This window comes from Massilia sp. Root418, assembly GCF_001425265.1.
In the GTDB taxonomy this organism is placed as follows: domain Bacteria; phylum Pseudomonadota; class Gammaproteobacteria; order Burkholderiales; family Burkholderiaceae_D; genus Rugamonas.
Genome location: NZ_LMEC01000026.1, coordinates 39,741 through 61,355 on the forward strand (window position 1 = coordinate 39,741; position 21,615 = coordinate 61,355).

The following is a 21,615-nucleotide window of genomic DNA, read 5'->3' on the forward strand; positions in this document are numbered from 1 at the left end:
AGACGTCCGTTTTTTTATCAAGCTGCCAGTTTTTGTAGCCTGAGCTGCCCTCTCTCCTCGGTCATGGTCCGTTCCAGCAATTTGACCAGCGCATAGACCGCGTCGATATGAGGTGTGGCGGTATCGGTAAACCGCCCCAGTTCAACCACCGAGCCGACCAGCGCGTCGATTTCCGGCCCGCGTCCCGCCTCGACATCCATCAGCATCGACGTTTTGTGCCGCCCTACTTTCTCGGCGCCCGCGATCCGCTTGTCCAGCGTTACGCGGAACGTCACGCCCAGCTTGTTCGCCACCGCCTCCGCTTCCTTCATCATGTCCGCCGCCAGCGAGCGCGCCACCGGATACTGGCAGATGCCCTCCAGCGTGGCGTGGCACAGCGCGCTGATCGGATTGAAGGTCAGGTTGCCCCACAGCTTCAGCCAGATCTCGGAGCGGATGTTGTCCAGCACCGGCGCCTTGAAACCGGCCCTGGTGAAGCACTCCGAGATGGCCTGCACGCGCGGCGTGGTGGAACCATCCAGTTCGCCCAGCGGAAAACGCTCGCCCTCCACGTGCCGCACCACGCCCGGCGCCACCAGCTCCGAGGCCGGATAGACCACGCAGCCGATCACGCGCGACGGCGGTATGCGCGCCGCCAGGGTGCCGTCCGGGTCCACGCTATGCACCGTGCGCCCCTCCAGCGGTCCGCCATGCTGGTGGAAGTACCAGTACGGTATGCCGTTCTGCATGGTGACCACGGTGGTGTCCGGGCCGAACAGCAGCGGCAGCTGGTCCGCCACCGCCGCCACCTGGTGCGCCTTCAGCGCCAGGACTACCACGTCCTGCGGGCCCGCTTCGGCGTAGTCGTCGGTGGCCGCCACGTTGGTGGCCACCTGCTCCGTGCCGTCATGCTCGATCAGCTTGATGCCCTTGTTGCGGATCGCCAGCAGATTGGCACCCCGCACCAGAAACGTCACCTGCTCGCCTGCCAGGGCCAGCCTGGCCCCCACTAATCCTCCTATTGCCCCCGCCCCTACAATGGCGATTTTCATTTTCAGCTCCTTGGTTTTTACTCAAAACGGTTGCTGAGCTTTCCTATGCCGTCGATCTCCACTTCGACTATGCTGCCAGGCCGCATCGAACCGACGCCGACCGACGTGCCGCACAGGAGGATATCGCCCGGGTCCAGCGTCATGTCCTTCGAAATCTTGCTCACCAGCTGCGCGGCGGAGAACACCATGTCGTTGATGGGGTAGTCCTGCCGCACCTCGCTGTTGAGGATGGTCCGCACCACCAGCATCGCAGGGTCCAGGCCGGTGGCGATCACCGGCCCGAAAGGGCAGAAGGTGTCGAAACCCTTGGCCCGCACCCACTGCGGAAAGGTGGGATCGCGCTTGATGATGTCGTTGACGGTGACGTCATTGGCGCAGGTGTAGCCGAAAATATGGTCCGGAGCGTCAGCCTCGGAGACGTTGAAACAGGTCTTGCCGATCACGATGGCCAGCTCGCCCTCGAAAGCCACCTTGTCGTCGCACAGCGGCTTGCGGATGGTGCCGCCGGGCGCCAGGTAGGAGTTCGGCGTTTTCAGCAGGTACAGCGGTTCCGGCGGCGGCTCGATGCCGAGCTTGCGGCCCAGCGCGTGGAAGTTGTTCCACATCGCCAGCACCTTGCCGGGAACGACGGGGGTGAGCAGCTTGACGTCCGACAGGTGCAGCGTGAAATCGGTGGGGCTGGGCGCATCGAACATGTCGCCCTGGTAGATACGGATTTTGTCGCCTTCAACGGTGCCGAAACGCACCGTATCGAAATGTTGAAAGCGCAGCCAGCGTTTGATCATGTTGTTCTCGCTCGTTCTTGCTGCCGATCGATGGCGCCGGACGCAGCCGGCGCCATCGATTGCACGCTAGTTGGCCAACCGCGCGGCGGCGGCCAGGGACTTGTCATCCGCCTCGGAGACCGGGGTCACGGCGGTATCCATGAAGCGCTTGCGCATCGGCCGCAGCACCCACCAGGCCATGAAGGCAGCCACTGCGTTCAGGCCGCAGCCCACGAAGAACACCGCTTCCCAGCTGCCCGTGGCGGCCGTGAGGACGCTGGACAGCGGCACGAAGATGGACGCCGTGCCCTTGGCCGTGTACAGCAGGCCGGCATTGCCCGCCGCGTTCTTGGTGCCGAAGGTATCGGCGCAAGTAGCGGGGAACAGGCTGTAGATCTCGCCCCAGGCAAAGAACACCAGGCCGGTAAGGATGACGAACATGATCGGATCGCGGCCCCAGTAGTACAGCGCCAGGATGCCCACCGATTCCATCGCAAAGGCGATAAACATGGTCTTCTCGCGGCCGATCTGATCCGACACCCAGCCGAAGAATGGACGCGTCAGGCCGTTCAGCACCCGGTCGATCGCCAGGGCGAAGGTCAGCGCCGGCAGTATCATGCCCATCACGTTGAAGGTCACCCCGTCGATCTTGAAGTCCTTCGCGATCGGACCCATTTGCGCGGTCGCCATCAGGCCGCCTGCAGCCACCAGGACGAACATCACGTACATGACCCAGAACACCGGTTTGCGGATGATCTGCGACGGGCCGAAATCGGCGCGGCCCTGCTGCACCTTGGTCTGCTTCTGGATCTTGCTTGGCACGTGGGCTGGCGGACGCACCATCAGCAGCGCCAGCAGCATCACGATGGCGCCCTGGCCGATACCGAAGGTGAAGAAGGTCGCTTCGTAGCCGCTTTTGGCGATCATCATGGAGATCGGTATGATGGTGGCCGCCGATCCGGCCCCGAATCCCGCCGCCGTCAAACCCGCTGCCAGGCCGCGTCGGTCCGGGAACCACTTCAGTGCCGAACCCACGCAAGTGCCGTACACGGCGCCGGCGCCGATACCGCTGATGGCCGCTGCGATGTACAGCATGGTCAGGGAGTCTGCGTAGGAGTTCATGATCCAGCCCAGCGCGCACAGCAAGCCGCCGAACAGCACCACGGGACGTGGTCCCCACTTGTCCACCGCCCACCCTTCGACCGGCACCAGCCAGGTCTCGGTCAGGATGAAGATCGTAAAGGCGACCTGGATGGCAGCCTTGCTCCAGCCGTACTTGTCGGCGATAGGATTCACAAACAGGGTCCAACCGTACTGCAGGTTGGCGATCATGGCCATACAGACTATGCCCATGAGCAGTTGTAGCCAGCGGTACGAAGGAGGCCTGATCACCGGCGCAGTGTCATCGTCATGCTTCATTTCGTTATCTCCATATAGTTTTTTAGTTGGACCGTGTCTGGTTGACCGTTGTCACGAGATGATTGTGGAAGAAGCAAAACCCGATATCCTTGACCGCGGTTAAGATTCGACATTCTTTCATTTTTTTCAAGCGAAAAATAGCGTCTTCGCGAGGCCGCTCAAAAACCCACTTCACCGCGCTGCATGCTGTTTTGGACAGCGAGCTGCGCGCCCTGCCGCTCACCCACGCGGGCGGCCGTGCCGGCAGCGCCGCAGCCTGCGCCGGCGGTCTCCAGGCAGCGCGCCATCACCTTCTGGATCGCGTTCACCAGGAACTCCGCGTCGTATACCTTCAGCATGTGCGGATGGTGGTTCTCCACGTAGCGACGCAGGTGCGAGCGCTGGCTCTCCACACCCATCTGGCCCGCGTAGTCGCTGCTGCCCCAGAACCAGCGCAAACCCAGTTCCGCAAAGGCCGCGTTGTAAGCCTGGCGCTGCGCGTCGGCCAGGTCGGACGTATCGATATGCATCATGGTCTGCTCCCTCTCTGTTGGAATAATGTCGGTTGACTAAGTACATCCTAGGGGCTGACAATGATTAGGTATAGTTAAAGGTTTTTGGCTTTTCCATTCACGATACTGTATACATGAGATTCCCATGAAACACGCCACCCTGCGCCAGCTGAAGGTCTTCGAAGCGGTCGCCCGCCACCTGAGTTTTTCGCGCGCCGCAGCCGAGCTGCACCTGACGCAGCCGGCCGTATCGACCCAGATCAAAACGCTGGAGGGCCACGCCGGCCTGGTGCTGTTCGAGCAGTTGGGGAAGAAGGTGTACCTGACGCCGGGCGGCGCCGAACTGCTGTACCACAGCCGCGCCATCATCCAGCAGTTCCAGGAAGCCGAAGACGCGCTCACGCAGTTTCGCGGCATCGCCGGCGGCAAGCTCAATGTGGCCGTGATCAGCGCAGGCGACTACTTCTTCCCGCGCCTGATGGTGGAATTCGCCCGCCGCAATCCGGGCGTGAAGCTCAACCTCACGGTGCACAACCGCGCGGAGCTGCTGGAGCAGCTCTCCAGCAACCAGACCGACCTGGCCGTGATGGTGCGCCCGCCGCAGCCCGCCGACGCCGCCCAGGCAGCGTTTGCGCCCCACCCTTACGTGATCGTCGCCCCGGCCCAGCACCCACTGGCGGGCAAGCGCCGCATCCCGATCGAGCGGATCGTCGAGGAACCGTTCGTGGTCCGCGAGCGTGGGTCGGATACGTGGAATTCAATGGAAGACGGCTTCGGCGCCCACCTAGAGCGCCTGAACGTGGCGATGGAGATCCGCAGCACCGAGACCATCAAGCAGGCCGTCATTGCCGGCATGGGCGTGGCCTTCCTGTCGGCGCACACCATCAGCCAGGAGCTGAAAGCAGGCAGCCTGGTAGTGCTGGACGTGGCGGGATTTCCGGTGATGCTGAACTGGTACGTGGTGCACCGCAAGAACAAGCGCCTGCCGCCGGTGGCGCAGGCGTTCAAGGATTTCCTGCTAACCGACGGCGCCGCGCTGATCGAACACTATCTCTCACCAAGTTAGACACGTTGCGCCACTTTGCACCTCGGTGGCAATTTGGCACCGTGGTGCTACCATGAACTTGGCTATACAGCCAGCGAACTGGCCTTGGCTCAACTTGGAAAAGAGGAAATCGCCGATCGCGTCAATGCCAGCGTTTTCCTTCTAGCCGCCCCAGCGGCGCCAGGCTCTTTCGCAAGGTGGAGCAATGCAAACTGACTTGACCGCTGCCGACGCTAACGCCATTCTTCAGCAACTCGTCGGACTGCCCGTCTCGGTCCCGCAGAAAACCTAGCCCATCAGCGCCCGCACATGCGCAGCGGCGCCGCCGGTGAGGCCAGCCATGCTGTAGCCACCTTCGAGAATCGAGACAACGCGTCCCTGCGCGGTGTCCGCCGCGACTTCCATCAACTCGCGCGTAATCCAGTGAAAGTCGGCATCCACCAGCTGCAGGCCAGCGAGCGGATCGTCGCGGTGCGCGTCGAAGCCGGCGGAGATGACGATCAGCTCGGGCGCCCAGTTGCGCAGCGCGGGTATGAGCTCGTGCCGGATGCGGTCGCGGAACATGGGCGAGTCGCAGCCGGGCGGCAGCGGGATGTTGAGGATGTTGTTGCGGCTGCCGGTCTCGCTGCGCAGGCCGGTGCCGGGATACAGCGGAGACTGGTGGCAGGAGGCGTAGAACAGCCCTGGCAGCGGCGCGAACGCGGCCTGGGTGCCGTTGCCATGGTGGACGTCGAAATCGACCACGGCCACCCTCTCCAGCTCATACGCGCGGCTGGCGTGGGCGGCGGCGATGGCGGCGTGGTTGAAGATGCAGAAGCCCATGGCGCGGTCAGGCTCGGCGTGGTGGCCGCAGGGGCGCGTGGCGCAGAAGACGTTGGCGGCTTCGCCCAGCATCACGTCGTCCACGGCGGCGCAGGCGGCGCCGATGCAGCGCATCACAGCGCGCCAGGAGCCGGGGGATAGTACCGTGTCGCCGCCGTCCAGCGGGACCACGCCGCGCTCGGGCAGCGCTTCCAGGATGGCGTCGTAGTAGTCGGCATCGTGGATCAGTTCCGCCTGGGCGCGCGTGCCCAGGGGTGCGGGTTGCCAGTCCAAGGCCGAGAACTCGGACGTCTTCAGCGCTTCGAGCACCAGCGCCAGCCGCTGCGGCGATTCGGGATGGCCGTCGCCGGGCTGGTGGTCGTAGCAGTCGGCATGGGTGTAGACGCGGGTGCGCTGTTTCATGTGGGGTCGTCCTGCAGGAACAGGTTGTCGGAGCCGGTGTCGCGGATGACGGCGAGTGCCTGGGCGCGGCCGGTGAGGAAATGGTCTGCCGCCTCGCCCGGGCCTGCCGGATGCGCCGCGCACGCGCCGCTGACGATGCTGGCGGCGCTGACCATGCTGGCGGCACACGCGGCGTCGGCCACGCTGTGCGGAGCGATCTGCAAGGCGATGCCGTGCGGCTTGAGCGCGGCGGCGGCGTAGCGCAGGTTGTTCACCAAGGTCTGGCGCGCCAGGTCGGGGGCTAGGCCGGGCAGCAGCAGCCCGGCCAGGCAGCGCAGCTGGCGCGTGCCGAGCGGGCGGGCGTAGCGGATGGCTTCCTCCACTCCGTAGCGGAATTCGCTGATGCGCGCGGGGTGGCAGGCGATGCCGCGCTCGCCGCCCGTCCAGTCGCCGGCCGGCAGGCAGAATCGCACCAGCTGCAAGCCGTGGCTGCACAGGCGGTGGGCGATCTGCTCCACCGGATACGAATACGGGAACATGAATTCCACGCGGCCGTAGCCGGCTTGGGCTGCGGCGTCGAAGCGGTCCAGGAACGGCAGGTCGCCGAACAGGCGGTTCAGGTGCGCCGCCGGCTTGTGCGCGGCGGGCGCGCCCGCGCTGAAACCGGCGCAGGGCGCTGCGTGGCCGGCGCCGGTGCCGGCGTCGGCGCTGGAGGTGGCATGGTGCATGACGCGAGGTCCGCTGCCAGTCGGCTCAGATCACGCGCTCGTCGCGCAGCGCGGCGATCTGCAGATCGTTGTAGCCGAGCTCGCGCAGCACTTCGTCGGTGTGCTCGCCGAGCAGCGGGGAACGCGTGATGTCGGTGGGGCTGTCGGAGAGCTTGATCGGGTTGCCCACCGTGAGGTATTTGCCGCGCTCGGGATGGTCCACTTCCACGATGGTGCCGCTGGCGCGCAGTGACGGTTCCTCGGCGATCTCTTTCATCGACAGGATGGGGCCGCACGGGATGTCGTACTTGTTGAGGATGTCCATTGCCTCGAACTTGGTGTGCTCGCGGGTCCACTCTTCCACCGTGGCGAAGATGGACATGAGGCGCGGCAGGCGCGCGCGCGGGGTGGCGTAGTCCGGGTCGGTGATCCAGCCTTCGCGGCCGATCACGCGGCAGATGGCGGGCCATACCGGCGCCTGGGCGATGAAGTAGATGTAGGCGTTGGGATCGGTCTCCCAGCCTTTGCACTTGAGGATCCAGCCCGGCTGGCCGCCGCCGGAGGCGTTGCCGGCGCGCGGCACGGAGTCGCCGAAGGTGCCGTCGGCATACTGCGGGTATTCTTCCATGGTGCCGGTGCGTTCCAGGCGCTGCTGGTCGCGCAGTTTTACGCGGCACAGGTTCAGTACCGCGTCCTGCATGGCGGTGTCCACCTTCTGGCCACGGCCGGTGGCGTTGCGCTGATAGAGGGCGGTGACGATGCCCAAAGCGAGGTGCAGGCCGCTGCCGCTGTCGCCGATCTGGGCGCCGGTCACCACCGGCGGCCCGTCGGCGAAGCCGGTGGTGGCGGCCGAGCCGCCGGCGCACTGCGCCACGTTTTCGTACACTTTGCAGTTCTGGTAGGGGCCCGGGCCAAAGCCTTTCACGGACGCGACGATCATGCGCGGGTTGAGTTCCTGGATGCGCTCCCAGCTGAAGCCCATGCGGTCCAGCGCGCCGGGGGCGAAGTTCTCCACCAGGACGTCACAATCCTTGATCAGGGTTTCCAGCACTTCCTTGCCCATGGATTTTTTGGTGTCCAGCGTGATGGAGCGCTTGTTGTGGTTCAGCATGGTGAAGTACAGGCTGTCCACACCGGGGATGTCGCGCAATTGGCCGCGGGTGGCGTCGCCCTCCCCGGCGCGCTCCACTTTGATCACGTCGGCGCCGAACCACGCCAGCAACTGGGTGCAGGTCGGCCCGGACTGCACGTGCGTGAAATCAAGGACGCGCACCCCGTCTAATGCTTTGCTCATGGACTGTCTCCTGGTAGATGTAATTTTTTGATAGCTAGTATGGCATGCGGTTCGCACCGCGAGATAGTTGCATGATAGGCAGCGGCCCTGACAACGTGCATTGACCGGGGTCAAGATTCGCAAGATGGCCATATTCTGGAAAATTGACTGCGGTCATGGGGAATTTTTCAAGGCCCGCCTAGCATTGTTTCCTCTATTTCTAGAAGGGGGAACCATGCGCGCGATAGAAATTACCCAGCCGGGCGGCCCGGAAGTGCTGCAGTTGTGCGAGCGTCCGCGCCCGTCGCTGTTGCCGGGGCAGGTCTTGATCAAGGTCCATGCGGCGGGGATTAACCGGCCGGATTTGCTGCAGCGCATCGGAAAATATCCGGTGCCGGAAGGGGCCTCGGATCTGCCGGGGCTGGAGGTGGCGGGCGAGATCGTGGCGGGGCATGTGGGCGATAGCGGCTGGCATATCGGGGATAAGGTGTGCGCGCTGGTGCAGGGCGGCGGGTATGCGCAGTATTGCCCGGCGCAGATTGAGCTGTGCTTGCCGATTCCGGATGGGTGGTCGATGGTGGAGGCGGCTTCGCTGCCGGAGACGTTCTTCACTGTGTGGAGCAATGTGTTTGACCGGGCGGCACTGGCGCCGACGGAGACGCTGCTGGTGCAGGGCGGGACGTCCGGGATAGGCGTGACGGCGATCCAGCTGGCGAAGGCGTTTGGGCACAGGGTGTTTGCCACGGCCGGGTCGGACGAGAAGTGCCGGGCTTGCGAGGAGCTGGGGGCGGATCTGGCGATCAATTACCGGACGGGAGATTTTGCGGCGGCGGTGAAGGATGCCACGCGCGGCAAGGGGGTGGATGTGATCCTGGATATGGTGGGCGGCGATTATGTGCCGCGCGAGTTGAGCTGCCTGGCGGATGACGGCAGGCTGGTGTTTATCGCGCTGCTGGGAGGGGCGAAGGTGGAGGTGCCGCTGGGGCAGATTTTGCTGCGCAGGTTGAGTGTGACGGGGTCGACGCTGCGGCCGAGGCCGGTGGCGTTCAAGGCGGCGATTGCGCGGCAACTGCGGGAGAAGGTGTGGCCCTTGATCGGGGATGGGTTGATCAAGCCGGTGGTGTATCGGAGTTATCCGCTGGAGCAGGCGGCCGAAGCGCACGCGCTGATGGAGTCCAGCGCGCATATCGGAAAGGTGATGCTGGAGGTGGGGTGAGTTGGGGCTGCGGGCGGTGCATCGGCGGGTTACGGCGCGGTGCGCCTAACCCGCCCTACGGCCGGCGCGATCACCAGGGCCGGGCGGCGTACGAATTTCGTAGGGCGGGTTAGGCGGCGCAAGCCGCCGTAACCCGCCAAAGCGCCGCCGACGACGCATCCGTGATTACGAGCCGGCAGCAGTGGCGACGCCGGCACGCACCGTCGCCGGCGTCAGCCGCGCGAGATTGGCCTGGATGGCCGCCAGCACCGCCGGCTGCAAGCCCTCCCCGCCCTGCTCGGCCACGTGCGCCAGCAGCTGGCGCCGCATTTGCGGCGCCCAGAAGCGCTGCAAATGGCTGGCGATCTCGCTGCTGGCCTCTTCCTGGTCCGGATAGGACGCGAAGAAGGAGCCGATCTGGTTGGCCATGGTGACCAGGTGATGAATATTCATCGTCTCTCCTCGTTAAGCCGGCTGCGCGGCAGCGGCATCCTTGTGCGCCATCTGCTCTTCGTGGAAGCGCGCAAACTCCAGCTGCCAGTCGGACTGCTGCTGCACCGGCATCACCTGCACCGCCGTCACCTTGTATTCGGGGCAGTTGGTGGCCCAGTCCGAATTCTCGGTGGTGATCACGTTCGCGCCCGACTCGGGGAAGTGGAATGTGGTGTACACCACGCCCGGCTGCATGCGCTCGGTCACCAGCGCGCGCAGCACGGTTTCCCCTGCCCGGCTCTGGATGCCCACCCACTGGTCGTCCTTGATGCCGCGCTCCTGCGCATCGTGCGGGTGGATCTCCAGCCTGTCCTCGGCGTGCCAGCGCACGTTCTCCGTGCGCCGCGTTTGCGCGCCCACGTTGTATTGGGACAGGATACGCCCCGTCGTCAAAATCAGCGGATACATGCGCGTCACCTTCTCGTCCGTCGGCACGTACTGCGTGATGATGAAGCGCCCCTGGCCGCGCACGAAGCGGTCGATGTGCATGGTCGGCGTGCCTTCCGGCGCCTCGTCGTTGCACGGCCACTGGATGCTGCCCAGCTTGTCCAGCTTGGCGTAGCTCACGCCGCTGAAGGTTGGCGTCAGGCGCGCGATTTCGTCCATGATCTGCGACGGGTGCGTGTAGTTCATCGGATAGCCCAGGCGGTTGGACAGCTGCACCGTCACTTCCCAGTCGGCATAGCCGGCCTTCGGCGCCATCACCTTGCGCACGCGCGAGATGCGGCGCTCGGCGTTGGTGAAGGTGCCGTCCTTCTCCAGGAAGGAGGAACCGGGCAGCAGCACGTGGGCGTACTTGGCGGTCTCGTTCAGGAAGATGTCCTGCACCACGATGCACTCCATGGCTTCCATGGCGGAGATCACATGCTGGGTGTTGGGGTCGGACTGCACGATGTCCTCGCCCTGGCAATACAGGCCCTTGAAGCTGCCGTCCAGCGCCGCCTCGAACATATTGGGAATGCGCAGCCCGGGTTCGGCCTGCAGCTCCACGCCCCACGCGGCTTCGAACTGCATGCGCACGGTGGTGTCGGACACGTGCCGGTAGCCCGGCAGCTCGTGCGGGAAGGAGCCGATGTCGCAGGAACCCTGCACGTTGTTCTGGCCGCGCAGCGGGTTCACGCCCACGCCTTCGCGGCCCACGTTACCGGTGGCCATGGCCAGGTTGGCGATGCCCATCACGGTGGTGGAGCCCTGCGCATGCTCGGTCACGCCCAAGCCGTAGAAGATGGCACCATTGCCGCCGGTGGCGAACAGGCGGGCCGCGGCGCGCACCTGCTCGGCCGGCACGCCGGTGACCGCTTCCATGGCTTCCGGCGAGTTCGATTCCTGCGCCACGAAGTCGCGCCATTGGTTGAAAGCGCGCAGCTCGCAGCGCTCGGCGATGAATTCCTCGGCCAGCAGGCCTTCGGTCACGATCACGTGCGCCAGCGAGCTGACCATGGCCACGTTGGTGCCGGGGCGCAGTTGCAGATGGTGCTGGGCGCGGATGTGCGGCGACTTCACCAGGTCGATGCGGCGCGGATCGATCACGATCAGCTTGGCGCCCTGGCGCAGCCGGCGTTTCATGCGCGAGGCGAACACCGGGTGGCCGTCGGTCGGGTTGGCGCCGATGACCATGATGACGTCGGACTTGGCCACGGACGCGAAGGTCTGGGTGCCGGCCGATTCGCCCAGTGTCTGCTTCAAGCCGTAGCCGGTGGGCGAGTGGCACACGCGGGCGCAAGTGTCCACGTTGTTGTTGCCGAAGGCAGCGCGCACCAGCTTCTGCACCAGGTAGCCTTCTTCGTTGGTGCAACGCGAGGACACGATGCCGCCGATGGAATCCTGGCCATGCTTGGCCTGGATGCGCTTGAATTCGGAGGCCGCATAGTCCAGCGCCTCGTCCCACGACACTTCCTTCCACGGGTCGGTGATCCTGGACCGTATCATCGGCTTGAGGATGCGGTCCTTGTGGGTGGCGTAGCCCCACGCGAAGCGGCCTTTCACGCAAGCGTGGCCTTCGTTGGCCTTGCCGTCCTTGCTCGGCACCATGCGCACCACTTCGCTGCCCTTCATCTCCGCGTCCAGCGAGCAGCCCACGCCGCAATAGGCGCAAGTGGTGGTGACCTTGTGTTCGGCCTGGCCCATCCAGATCACGGTTTTTTCCTGCAGCGTGGCGGTCGGGCAGGCTTCCACGCAGGCGCCGCAGGACACGCACTCCGATTCCATGAACGATTCGCTCTGCCCGGCCGACACGCGCGACTCGAAGCCGCGTCCGGAAATGGTGAGCGCGAAGGTGCCCTGGGTTTCCTCGCAGGCCCGCACGCAGCGGTTGCAGACGATGCACTTGGACGAATCGAACGTGAAGTAGGGATTCGATTCGTCCTTCTTCAGTTTCAGGTGGTTGGCGCCTTCATAGCCGTAGCGCACTTCGCGCAGGCCGGTCACGCCGGCCATGTCCTGCAGCTCGCAGTTGCCGTTGGCCGGGCAGGTCAGGCAGTCCAGCGGGTGGTCGGAGATGTACAGCTCCATCACGCCCTTGCGCAGCTCCTGCAGTTTGGACGTCTGCGTGCGCACCACCATGCCCTCCTCCACCGGCGTGGTGCAGGAGGCGGGATAGCCGCGCCGGCCTTCGATCTCCACCAGGCAAAGGCGGCAGGAGCCGAAGGGCTCCAGGCTGTCGGTGGCGCACAGCTTGGGAATGTTGGTGCCGCTTTCGGCGGCGGCGCGCATCACGGACGTGCCGGCGGCCACGGTCACGCGCTGGCCGTCGATCGTGAGCGTGACAAAGTCCGTGGCCAGGCTGGGCGGGGTGCCGAAGTCGCGGCTGATTATGGTTTCGATCATCTGTGTCTCCTAGGCGGCGCGCTGGTCTTCAGAGACCTGGCCGAAGTCTTGCGGGAAGTGGTTCAGGGCGGACAGCACGGGGTATGGCGTCATGCCGCCCATCGCGCATAGCGAGCCATGCAGCATGGTGTCGCACAGCTCGCGCAGCAGGATCACCTGGCGCGGACGTTCGCCGTCCGTATTGGTGCGGATCTTGTCGATGACTTCCACGCCGCGCGTGGAGCCGATGCGGCATGGCGTGCATTTGCCGCACGATTCCACCGCGCAGAATTCCATCGCGTAGCGCGCCAGCTTGGCCATGTCGGCGCTGTCGTCGTGCACCACGATGCCGCCGTGGCCCAGCACTGCCCACAGCGAGGCAAAGGCTTCGTAGTCGAGCGGCGTGTCCCATTGCGATTCGGGCAGGTAGGCACCCAGCGGGCCGCCCACCTGCACCGCCTTGATTGGACGGCCGGAAGCGCTGCCGCCGCCGTATTCATACAGGATGTCGCGCAGCGTCACGCCGAAAGCCAGTTCGATCAGGCCGCCGTGCCGGATGTTACCTGCCAGCTGCACCGGCAAGGTGCCGCGCGAACGGCCCATGCCATAGTTTTGGTAGTAGGCTGCGCCCTTGTCGAGGATGAGCGGCACGGCCGCCAGCGACAGCACGTTGTTGATGACGGTGGGCTGGCCGAACAGGCCGGATAGCGCCGGCAGCGGCGGTTTGGCGCGCACCACGCCGCGCTTTCCCTCGATACTCTCCAGCAGCGCGGTTTCCTCGCCGCAGATGTAGGCGCCGGCGCCCTTGCGCACTTCCAGCTCGAACGCGCGCCCCGAACCCAGGATGTTGGAACCGAGGTAGCCCGCCTGCACCGCGCTGTTGATCGCGTGGTTCAAGTTGGCGATGGCGTGCGGGTACTCGCTGCGCACGTAGATGTAGCCCTTGTCGGCGCCAACGGCCAGGCCGGCAATGGTCATGCCTTCGATGAGCATGAAGGGATCGCCCTCCATCACGATGCGGTCGGCGAAGGTGCCGGAGTCGCCCTCGTCGGCATTGCAGACGATGTACTTCTGCGGACCGGCCGCTTTCAGCACGGTGTTCCATTTGATCCCGGTCGGGAAAGCGGCGCCGCCACGGCCGCGCAATCCGGACGCCGTGACGGCGGCGACGATGGCGGCCGGCTCCATCGCCAGCGCGTTGCGCAGTCCCTTGTAGCCCTCGTGCGCCTCGTAGTCGGCTAGCGACAGCGGATCGGTAATGCCGGCGCGCGCGAAGGTCAAACGGCTTTGCCTGGCCAGGTAGGGAATCTGCTCCACCAGGCCCAATGCCAGCGCGTGCTTGCTCTCGCCGAGATGGAAGCCCGCATCGAACAGTGCGGACACGTCGCCCGCGTCCACCGGGCCGAAGCCGATGCGCCCTTCCGCCATACCCACTTCCACCAGTGGCTCCAGCCACAGCAAGCCGCGCGTGCCGTTGCGCACAATGTCGATATCCACGCCGCGCCGCGCCGCTTCGGCGGTAATGGCAGCCGCCACGTCGTCGGCGCCCAGCGCCAGAGCGGTGGAATCGCCGGGAATGTAGATGCGGATGCTCATGCTGCCTCCTTTGCCTTGGCCAGCAGCGCATCGAAGCGCGCAGGGGTGACGCGCGCATGCAGCGCGTCGTTGATCATCATGGACGGCGCGGTGGCGCACTGGCCCAGGCAGTACACCGGCTCCAGCGCGAACTCGCCGTCCGTGCTGTGCGCGTGCAGCTTGCAGCCCAGCGCGTGCTCGGCGTGCGCCAGCAGCGCATCGCCACCCATGCTCTGGCAGGCTTCGGCGCGGCAGATCTGCACCACCTTGCGCGCCGGCGCTTCGGTGCGGAAGTAGTGGTAGAAGGTGATCACACCATGCACTTCGGCGCGCGACAGGTTGAAGGTGGACGCGATTTCCTCCACCTGCTCCGGCGGGATATAGCCGATGGCATCCTGGATCGCGTGCAGGACCGGCAGTAACTGGTCCTGCTCGCCGCTGCTGGCGGCAAGGATCGCGCTTGCCTGGGGAATACGCTGCTGCATAAAGCCTCCGTCGTTTTTATTGTCTGCTTTGTGAACATTTCACTGGCCAAGTTATGTTCTCTAAAACATATATTCCGGTTAATATTCACGCATGAGCCTAGGCTAGCACTGTAAAAACACCAACGCAATATGAAGGATTTTGCATATGTTCAAAGTTGAGATACGCCCGGATTGGGTGCTGCGCCATCCAAACGGCCAGGCCGTGCCCCTGCCGGTGCTGCTGGACCTGCTGGCGGCCGTGCGCAGCTCGGGCAGCATTAGCCAGGCCGCCAAGGACTGCGGCATCTCCTACCGCCACGCGTGGGGGCTGCTGAACGCCTTCAATGAGCAATTCGGCGCCGAGCTGGTACACAAGTCGCGCGGCTCGGGCACCGTGCTGTCGCCGCTGGCGGACAAATTGATCTGGGCCGACAAGCGCATCGCCGCGCGTTTGAGTCCCATGCTGGACAGCCTGGCGTCCGAACTGCAGCAGGAGCTGGCCAGCCTGCTCGACGAGCGGCCGCCCGCGCTGCGGCTGACCGCGTCGCACGGCTTCGCGGTGGCGGCGCTGGTGAGCCGGCTGGAGCAGCAAGGCGTGCTGGTGGACCTGCAGTACCGCAGCAGCACCGAAGCGGTAGCGGCGCTGGCGCGCGGCGAATGCGACCTGGCCGGCTTCCACCTGCCGATGGGAAAATTCGAAAGCGCGGCCGCCGCGAAATACCGCCCGCTGCTTGACCCGGGCAGGCAGATGCTGATCCACCTGGCCTACCGCATGCAAGGCATCTTCACCGCCAAAGGCAATCCGAAAGACATCCGCACGCTGGACGACCTGGCGCGGCCGGACGTGCGCTTCGTGAACCGCCAGCGCGGCTCTGGCACGCGGCTGCTGCTGGAACTGCTGCTGGACGGCCACGGCATTGCACCGGACCGCATCAACGGCTTCGAGAGCGCCGAATTCACGCACGCGGCGGTGGCTGCCTACGTCGCCAGCAACATGGCCGACGCCAGCTTCGGCGTGGAAACCGCCGCCCGCCGCTTCGACCTCGATTTCGTGCCCGTGGTGCGCGAACGCTACTTCTTCGCCTGCTCGCGCGAAGCCCCGAATGCCCCGCTGGTCGCCGCCGCGCTGGCCGTGATGGAAAGCGATGAATTCAAGGCTACGCTCGCCTCCCTGCCCGGCTACGACGGCGCCCTGAGCGGCCAGCGCCTGGCGCTGCAATCGCTGTTCTGATCTTTTCAACGGCCACTGATTGGGGTCAGGTCCGGCATCACGACACGAGCCCAACCTTACCCCGCCTGAGCTCGTGACGCGATGCCGGACCTGACCCCGCTGGAGGAGCGTTGCCGACCGTAGGGCGGGTTAGGCGGCGCGAGCCGCCGTAACCCGCCAGCGCCGCCAATTAAGCCTGGCGCTTCAGCTCCACAGTCTGCGGCGACAAGTACGCTGCCGTCATCTGTTGCCAGGCTGCGTCCATCTGGTCCATCGCTGCCAGCTTGACGTGGCCGTAGCCGCGCACTTGCTCCGGCAATTGCGCCAGCTTCAGCGCGGCGGCCTTGTTGTGCAGCTCCAGGCTGGCCGACAAGTCACGCGCGAAGCCCAGGTAGCGGTCGCGCAGGGCGCGCTCGCGGCGCCGCTCTTCGGTGTAGCCGAAGATGTCCAGCGGCGTGCCGCGCAGGCCTTTCAGGCGCGCCAGGCCGCCGAAGCCTTTCATCATCCAGCCGCCGAATGCCATCTTGGCCGGCACGTCAGAGCCCGGCTTCTTGCGCGCCAGCAGCGGCGGCGCCAAATGGAAGCCCAGCTTGTAGTCGCCTTCGAACTGCGCGGCGATCTGCTCGCGGAAGCCCGGGTCGGCGTGCAGGCGGGCCACCTCGTACTCGTCCTTGTAGGCCATCAGCTTGAACAGGCTGCGCGCCACGGCCTTACTCAGTGCGCGCTTGGAATCTGCGCCTTCCAGCGCCACTTCGCGGCGCTCGACGGCGGCCACCGCGTCCTGGTACACGCGGGCGTAGGCGGCGTTCTGGTATTTGGTGAGCCAATCCGTGCGGAAGGCCACCAGCTCGGGCAGCGACTTGGGCGCGATGAACTGGATCACTTGCTGCTGCGGTTGCGCCAGGCGCGCCAGGGCGTCCTTGTCGGCTGCGGCCAGGCGGCCCAGCATGAAGGCGCGCTTGTTCATGTCGATGGCGACGCCGTTCAGCTCAATGGCGCGCATCAGCGCTTCGAGTCCGGCGGGCACCAGGCCTTTTTGCCAGGCGTAGCCCATCAGCAGGATGTTGCCGCCGATCGGGTCGCCGAGGAAGCGCGCAGCGATTTCCTGCGCGTCGAGCTGCAACACATTGGAACCGCCTGCGGCGGACGCCAGCTTTTCCAGCAGGCCTTCCTTGTTAATGGAGGCATCGCGGTCGCGCGTGAATTCGGCGGTGGGGATCTCGCGTTCGTTAGCCACCACCTGCGTGCGGCCGTGCTTCATCACGGACAGGCTGTCCGGCATGGCCGCTACCACCAGGTCGCAGGCGAACACCGCGTCTGCCTGTTGCAGGTCGATGCGGACCTGGTTCAGCGCCGAAGGCGACGCGGCCACGCGCACGTGCGACAGCACCGCACCGCCCTTCTGCGCAAAGCCCATGAAGTCCAGCGTGGAGGCGCCCTTGCCTTCCAGGTGCGCGGCCATGGTGATCAGCGCGCCGACGGTGACGATGCCGGTGCCGCCCACGCCCGCCACCAGGATCTCGAACGGCTTGTCCAGCGCGTGCGGCGCGGGCGCGGGGTAGCGGCCCAGCGCCTGCTCCAGGTCCGCCAGGGTGAGCGCCACGCTGGCCGGCTTGCGCAAGGTGCCGCCCAGTACCGACACAAAGCTCGGGCAGAAGCCTTCTACGCAGGAGTAATCCTTGTTGCAGGAGGACTGTTCGATCTGGCGCTTGCGGCCCAGTTCCGTTTCCAGCGGCAAGATGGACAGGCAGTTCGACTGCACACCGCAATCGCCGCAGCCCTCGCATACGGCCGGGTTGATCACCATGCGGCGCGCCGGATCGGGAAACACGATTTTTTCAGGCTTGTTCTTCTTGCGGCGGCGGCGCTTCTCGGCCGCGCAGGTCTGGTCGTACACCAGCACCGTCACACCGGCGATCTCGCGCAGCATGCGCTGCATGGCATCGAGTTCGCTGCGGTGGTGCACGGTGACGCCGGCAGGCAGCGCCACGCCGGTGTAGTTCTCTGGCTGGTCGGTAACGACCACCACTTTCTTCGCGCCTTCGCTTACCACCTGCTGCACGATCTGCGGCACGGACAGCGTGCCGTCCACCGGCTGGCCGCCTGTCATGGCCACCGCGTCGTTGTACAGGATCTTGTAGGTGATGTTGGTGCGCGCGGCGATCGCCTGGCGGATGGCCAGCGAGCCCGAATGGTAGTAGGTGCCGTCGCCCAGGTTCTGGAACACGTGCTTCTCGCCCACGAAGCGCGAGGAACCCACCCAGCTGATGCCCTCGCCGCCCATCTGGGCAAGGTAGTTGGTGTCGCGCTTCATCCACGTGGCCATGAAGTGGCATCCTATGCCGGCCATGGCGCGGCTGCCTTCCGGCACGCGGGTGGAGGTGTTGTGCGGGCAGCCGGAGCAGAAGTACGGCGTGCGCTTGATGCCGTCCGCGCTGTTGGACAGCAGCTCGGCGGCGCAGAAGTCGGGCAGCATGCGCTGCAGGTCCAGCGCCGGGAAGCGCGGCGCCAGCCACTGCACGATGGCGGGCGCGATGCGCGACGGGCGCAGCTCGCCCAGCGCGGACAGCAGCGCGTGGCCATGCTTGTCGGTCTTGCCGATAACGGCGGGCCGTTCGGACTGCGGCAGGTTGTAGAACAGGTTTTTCACCTGCTGCTCGATCACGGCGCCCTTCTCTTCCACCACCAGGATTTCCTGCAGCCCGTCCGCAAACGCGGCCAGGCGAGTGCGCTCCAGCGGGAAGGTCAGGCCCGGCTTGTACAGGCGCACGCCCAGTTCCTCCAGGCGGTCCAACGGCAGGCCCAGGCGCTCCAGCGCCTCCACCAGATCAAGATAAGCCTTGCCTGCGCTGATAATGCCGATGCTGGCGCGCGGCGCGGCCACCACCATGCGGTCGATCGAATTGGCGCGGGCGAAGGCTTGCACGGCTTCCAGCTTTTCCGCCGCGCGCACTTCCAGCGCCAGACCCGGCAAGTCGGGCCAGCGGTTATGCAGGCCGTCCGGCGGCGCGGTGTAGCCGGTGGGGGTAACGTACTTCGGCAGCGGCGGCAGTTCCACCACGGCGCCGCCTTCCACCGTTTCGGAGATGGCCTTGAAGCCGGACCACGCACCCGAGTAGCGCGACAGCGCCCAGCCATACAAGCCGAACTCCAGGTATTCCTGGATGTTGGCCGGATTAATCACGGGCATATTCCAGGCAATCAGCGCCTGCTCGCTCTGGTGCGGCATGGACGAGGACACGCAGCCGTGGTCATCGCCCAGGATCACCAGTACGCCGCCGCGCGGCGAGGAGCCGTACACGTGGCCGTGCTTGAGCGCGTCGCCCGCGCGGTCCACGCCCGGGCCCTTGCCGTACCACATGGCGAACACGCCATCGACCTTGCGGGTGGGGTCGGCTTCCACCTGCTGCGAACCCAGTACCGCCGTGGCGCCCAGTTCCTCGTTAATCGCAGGCAGGAACTCCACGTTGTGCTTGGCCAGCAGGGTGGACGCGCGCCACAGTTCCTGGTCCACCGCGCCCAGCGGCGAACCACGGTAGCCGCTCACGAAGCCGCCCGTGTTCAGGCCCTGCGCGTCGTCGCAGATCTTCTGCATGCACAGCAGGCGAACCAGCGCCTGGGTGCCGGTCAGGAAGACGCGGCCCTGGGTACGGGTGAGGTTGTCGGAGAGAGCGTAATCGGGGTCCGCAAGCGCGGGCTGGATGGAGGCCGGCAAGGTCATCGAATTCATTTTTCTTGTCTCGCATTAAGGACTTATAGTGCGAGAAATGATATGGCGCACAGACCGAAATATTACTCCTATTCTCACTCCCGGAAGCATTAGAATAGGTTTTTTCTTTCTTAAAACCACTGAAAAATGAAAAACGATTCCCTGGATGCGGCCTCGCTCAAGATCTTGTCTGAACTACAAAAGAACGCGCGGATCTCGTCCAATGAGCTGGCCGAGAAGATCGGCATGTCGGCGAGCCCGTGCTGGCGGCGCCAGAAGGAGCTGGAGGACAACGGCTACATCATCCGCTACACGGCGCTGGTGGACCGGCGCAAGCTGGGGCTCTCGGTGGTCTGCATGGCCAACATCACGCTGGCGCGCCACGAGGAAGGCGCGGTGAAAAACTTCGAGGAGGCGATGCGATTGCGGCCAGAGGTCGTGGAGTGCTACGAGACCACCGGCAATGCGGACTACCTGGTGAAGATCGTGGTGGCGGACATGGACGGCTACCACGACTTCCTGCACAACGTGCTGGTGAAGCTCAACGGCGTCTCGCAGGTGAACACCAGCGTGGCCCTGCGCGAAGTGAAGTACGAGACCGCATTACCGTTGTGAGCGAACGGCCGCTCACGTTCCGCGGTTGATCTTCCAGGGTACGCCAAACCTATCGATCACGATGGCATAGCGGGAAGACCAGAAAGTCTGCTGCGGCGCCAGGATCACCTGCCCATTGGTCTGTAGCGCACTGAAACAAGAATCGACCTTGTCTTCCGAATCGACACCGAGCAAGACATAGAAGCCCGTTGGTCTTTTGTAGTTGTGTGCTTCAACATCGGCACCGGCCAGCTCAACCCCATCGATGCAGATATTTGCATGAACAATGTGATGTCCCGGACGCGTTGCCGATGCCGGGATCGGTGAGTCTGCGATCTTGAGCATCGTACCAATCCTCCCTCCGAGGCACGCTGCATAGAAGTTGAATGCCTCTTCGCACTCGCCGTTGTAGTCAATGTGAAATGACAAGCTCATCGTCTAATGTGCTTTCGTTGTGGTCCTGCTGTGACTGGGCAAGCACAAGTCTCCACTTTTTTTAGGCGCCCTCAAGGACGCGTCCGGGCGCGCCGGCGCCGTAGCTTAGCATAGCAGCTCGCCCGCCGTGCACGGCAACCCGTGCGGCCGGGTTGGCAAATTTTCATCGTTCACGGCTTCAACTGGGACAATTTGTCCCGATGTATGGAAATTGCCTTGAGGTAGCATTCCTGCGACACCACATAGCCTGGAAATACTCAAAATGATGGATTGGATCCCTGTAGTCTTAGTTGCGTTCAAGGTTATCGTGCTCGGCACGGGCATGTTCTTCGCCATCAAGTGGCATTACGATCAAGGCAAGAAGGAAAAGGACAAGCAGAAGGAGATGCGCGCGGTGCTACGAGCAAGCGGCAAGGCGGTGGCAGTCTTTGTGCCATTGCTCCTGGGCCTGGGGCTCCTCACCTTCGTCCTTGGCAGGATGTTCGGCCTGGACTTGCCCCTCCCGTGAATTAAGGACTGCCGCCGCTTCGGGCGAGGCGAAAACCGAGATCGTCGATGGCGAAGGTAGGATGGCTGCGGCGCCGGTTAGCGGCCAGGCAGCCGCGCTCCAGGTCGGCCCAGCCGCCGCCGCGGAACACGCGGTAGTCGCCGTAGACTTCCGCGTCATACAGGTCCGTGCACCATTCCCACACACTACCCAGCATGTCGTGCAAGCCCCAGGCGTTGGGCTGCTTGGCGCCGACGTCGTGCGTGCCACCGCCGGAATTGGATGCGTACCAGGCAATGGCATCAAGTTCGCCATAGCGCGTGGCGCCGGTGTCGTCTGCGCTCAGCGCGTAGCAGGCGGTCAGTCCCTCGGCCTGCGAAAGCTGGTTACAGTAATGTACCGCGTCCAGCCATGTGACGCCGACCACGGGGTTCTGCCCGGCCCGCACCGGCGAAGGCCACGCGCCCGTCACGGCAGCGTATTGCGATTGGGTGACCGGGTAGCATGCAATTTGAAAGGATTCCAGCGTCACCGCCCAGGCACGGCATGTTCTGTCGTCGCGCATGGAAATTGCTCCCTGCTAGATGGCGATCAAGTCTTGTTCGGGCATGAATTCAGGAAGGTTACTGGAATTAGGATTATGGCACGGCTGCAGCGGAGAAGCGGCCGACGGGCCGCTGCAAGGCAGGTTTACACCTGCACTTAGGCAATATATA

19 protein-coding genes are annotated in these 21,615 nt (G+C 64.8%); 5 read left to right on the forward strand and 14 right to left on the reverse strand.

Features of this window, described 5'->3' with window-relative positions:
• Positions 1 to 17: 17 nt before the first annotated feature.
• From ASC94_RS28655 to ASC94_RS28670, 4 genes are all read right to left on the reverse strand, one after another.
• Entirely contained in the window at positions 18 to 1,031 is a 1,014-nt protein-coding gene (locus tag ASC94_RS28655; RefSeq protein ID WP_056404438.1) for a 2-dehydropantoate 2-reductase, read from the reverse strand.
• A 17-nt stretch (positions 1,032 to 1,048) separates the two neighbouring features.
• Entirely contained in the window at positions 1,049 to 1,816 is a 768-nt protein-coding gene (locus ASC94_RS28660; RefSeq protein WP_056404445.1) for a fumarylacetoacetate hydrolase family protein, read from the reverse strand.
• A 66-nt stretch (positions 1,817 to 1,882) separates the two neighbouring features.
• Positions 1,883 to 3,214, reverse strand: a complete 1,332-nt coding sequence (gene oxlT / locus ASC94_RS28665) for an oxalate/formate MFS antiporter (RefSeq protein WP_056404446.1) — start codon at positions 3,212 to 3,214, stop codon at positions 1,883 to 1,885.
• Between the two features lie 158 nt (positions 3,215 to 3,372).
• Positions 3,373 to 3,726: a hypothetical protein gene (locus ASC94_RS28670; protein WP_157201634.1), complete on the reverse strand. Its 354-nt coding sequence runs from the start codon at positions 3,724 to 3,726 to the stop codon at positions 3,373 to 3,375.
• 118 nt (positions 3,727 to 3,844) lie between these two features.
• On the opposite strand from ASC94_RS28670, the gene ASC94_RS28675 reads away from it, so the two are divergent.
• Positions 3,845 to 4,771, forward strand: coding sequence for a LysR family transcriptional regulator (locus ASC94_RS28675; RefSeq protein ID WP_056404450.1), 927 nt, complete (start codon positions 3,845 to 3,847; stop codon positions 4,769 to 4,771).
• Between the two features lie 267 nt (positions 4,772 to 5,038).
• On the opposite strand, the gene ASC94_RS28680 is transcribed toward ASC94_RS28675, so the two are convergent.
• Genes ASC94_RS28680 through frc form a run of 3 tightly spaced genes read right to left on the reverse strand, consistent with a single transcriptional unit; the run spans position 5,039 to position 7,954 of the window.
• The gene (locus tag ASC94_RS28680) at positions 5,039 to 5,974 is read right to left on the reverse strand and encodes a histone deacetylase family protein (RefSeq protein ID WP_056404452.1); all 936 of its coding nucleotides are present in this window, start codon (positions 5,972 to 5,974) and stop codon (positions 5,039 to 5,041) included.
• Positions 5,971 to 6,681 (reverse strand): TIM barrel protein, encoded by a 711-nt coding sequence (locus ASC94_RS28685; RefSeq protein ID WP_056404454.1) that lies wholly within the window; start codon positions 6,679 to 6,681, stop codon positions 5,971 to 5,973. The genes ASC94_RS28680 and ASC94_RS28685 overlap by 4 nt, the downstream gene beginning before the upstream one ends.
• Before the next feature lie 25 nt (positions 6,682 to 6,706).
• Positions 6,707 to 7,954, reverse strand: coding sequence for a formyl-CoA transferase (frc, locus tag ASC94_RS28690; RefSeq protein ID WP_056404460.1), 1,248 nt, complete (start codon positions 7,952 to 7,954; stop codon positions 6,707 to 6,709).
• Between the two features lie 214 nt (positions 7,955 to 8,168).
• On the opposite strand from frc, the gene ASC94_RS28695 reads away from it, so the two are divergent.
• Positions 8,169 to 9,149 carry an NAD(P)H-quinone oxidoreductase gene (locus tag ASC94_RS28695; RefSeq protein WP_056405389.1) on the forward strand — a complete coding sequence of 327 codons (981 nt, stop codon included), beginning with the start codon at positions 8,169 to 8,171 and terminating at the stop codon, positions 9,147 to 9,149.
• Positions 9,150 to 9,314: 165 nt separating this feature from the next.
• On the opposite strand, the gene ASC94_RS28700 is transcribed toward ASC94_RS28695, so the two are convergent.
• Genes ASC94_RS28700 through ASC94_RS28715 form a run of 4 tightly spaced genes read right to left on the reverse strand, consistent with a single transcriptional unit; the run spans position 9,315 to position 14,485 of the window.
• The gene (locus ASC94_RS28700) at positions 9,315 to 9,581 is read right to left on the reverse strand and encodes a formate dehydrogenase subunit delta (RefSeq protein ID WP_056404462.1); all 267 of its coding nucleotides are present in this window, start codon (positions 9,579 to 9,581) and stop codon (positions 9,315 to 9,317) included.
• Positions 9,582 to 9,593: 12 nt separating this feature from the next.
• Entirely contained in the window at positions 9,594 to 12,446 is a 2,853-nt protein-coding gene (gene fdhF, locus ASC94_RS28705) for a formate dehydrogenase subunit alpha (RefSeq protein ID WP_056404463.1), read from the reverse strand.
• Positions 12,447 to 12,455: 9 nt separating this feature from the next.
• The gene (locus tag ASC94_RS28710) at positions 12,456 to 14,021 is read right to left on the reverse strand and encodes an NADH-quinone oxidoreductase subunit NuoF (RefSeq protein ID WP_056404466.1); all 1,566 of its coding nucleotides are present in this window, start codon (positions 14,019 to 14,021) and stop codon (positions 12,456 to 12,458) included.
• The gene (locus ASC94_RS28715; RefSeq protein ID WP_056404471.1) at positions 14,018 to 14,485 is read right to left on the reverse strand and encodes a formate dehydrogenase subunit gamma; all 468 of its coding nucleotides are present in this window, start codon (positions 14,483 to 14,485) and stop codon (positions 14,018 to 14,020) included. The genes ASC94_RS28710 and ASC94_RS28715 overlap by 4 nt, the downstream gene beginning before the upstream one ends.
• A 145-nt stretch (positions 14,486 to 14,630) precedes the next feature.
• Between ASC94_RS28715 and ASC94_RS28720 the strand changes: the two genes are divergently transcribed.
• Entirely contained in the window at positions 14,631 to 15,695 is a 1,065-nt protein-coding gene (locus ASC94_RS28720) for a substrate-binding domain-containing protein (protein WP_056404473.1), read from the forward strand.
• Positions 15,696 to 15,864: 169 nt separating this feature from the next.
• Here ASC94_RS28720 and ASC94_RS28725 read toward each other — a convergent pair whose 3' ends face one another.
• Positions 15,865 to 19,404, reverse strand: a complete 3,540-nt coding sequence (locus tag ASC94_RS28725; RefSeq protein WP_056404474.1) for an indolepyruvate ferredoxin oxidoreductase family protein — start codon at positions 19,402 to 19,404, stop codon at positions 15,865 to 15,867.
• 126 nt (positions 19,405 to 19,530) lie between these two features.
• On the opposite strand from ASC94_RS28725, the gene ASC94_RS28730 reads away from it, so the two are divergent.
• Complete coding sequence (locus ASC94_RS28730) at positions 19,531 to 19,998, forward strand: Lrp/AsnC family transcriptional regulator (RefSeq protein ID WP_056404476.1); 468 nt, start codon at positions 19,531 to 19,533, stop codon at positions 19,996 to 19,998.
• 12 nt (positions 19,999 to 20,010) lie between these two features.
• On the opposite strand, the gene ASC94_RS28735 is transcribed toward ASC94_RS28730, so the two are convergent.
• Positions 20,011 to 20,412 (reverse strand): VOC family protein, encoded by a 402-nt coding sequence (locus ASC94_RS28735; RefSeq protein ID WP_056404479.1) that lies wholly within the window; start codon positions 20,410 to 20,412, stop codon positions 20,011 to 20,013.
• Between the two features lie 262 nt (positions 20,413 to 20,674).
• On the opposite strand from ASC94_RS28735, the gene ASC94_RS28740 reads away from it, so the two are divergent.
• Positions 20,675 to 20,920, forward strand: coding sequence for a hypothetical protein (locus ASC94_RS28740; protein WP_056404481.1), 246 nt, complete (start codon positions 20,675 to 20,677; stop codon positions 20,918 to 20,920).
• A 1-nt stretch (position 20,921) separates the two neighbouring features.
• Here ASC94_RS28740 and ASC94_RS28745 read toward each other — a convergent pair whose 3' ends face one another.
• Positions 20,922 to 21,464, reverse strand: coding sequence for a formylglycine-generating enzyme family protein (locus tag ASC94_RS28745; RefSeq protein ID WP_157201635.1), 543 nt, complete (start codon positions 21,462 to 21,464; stop codon positions 20,922 to 20,924).
• Positions 21,465 to 21,615 lie beyond the last annotated feature (151 nt).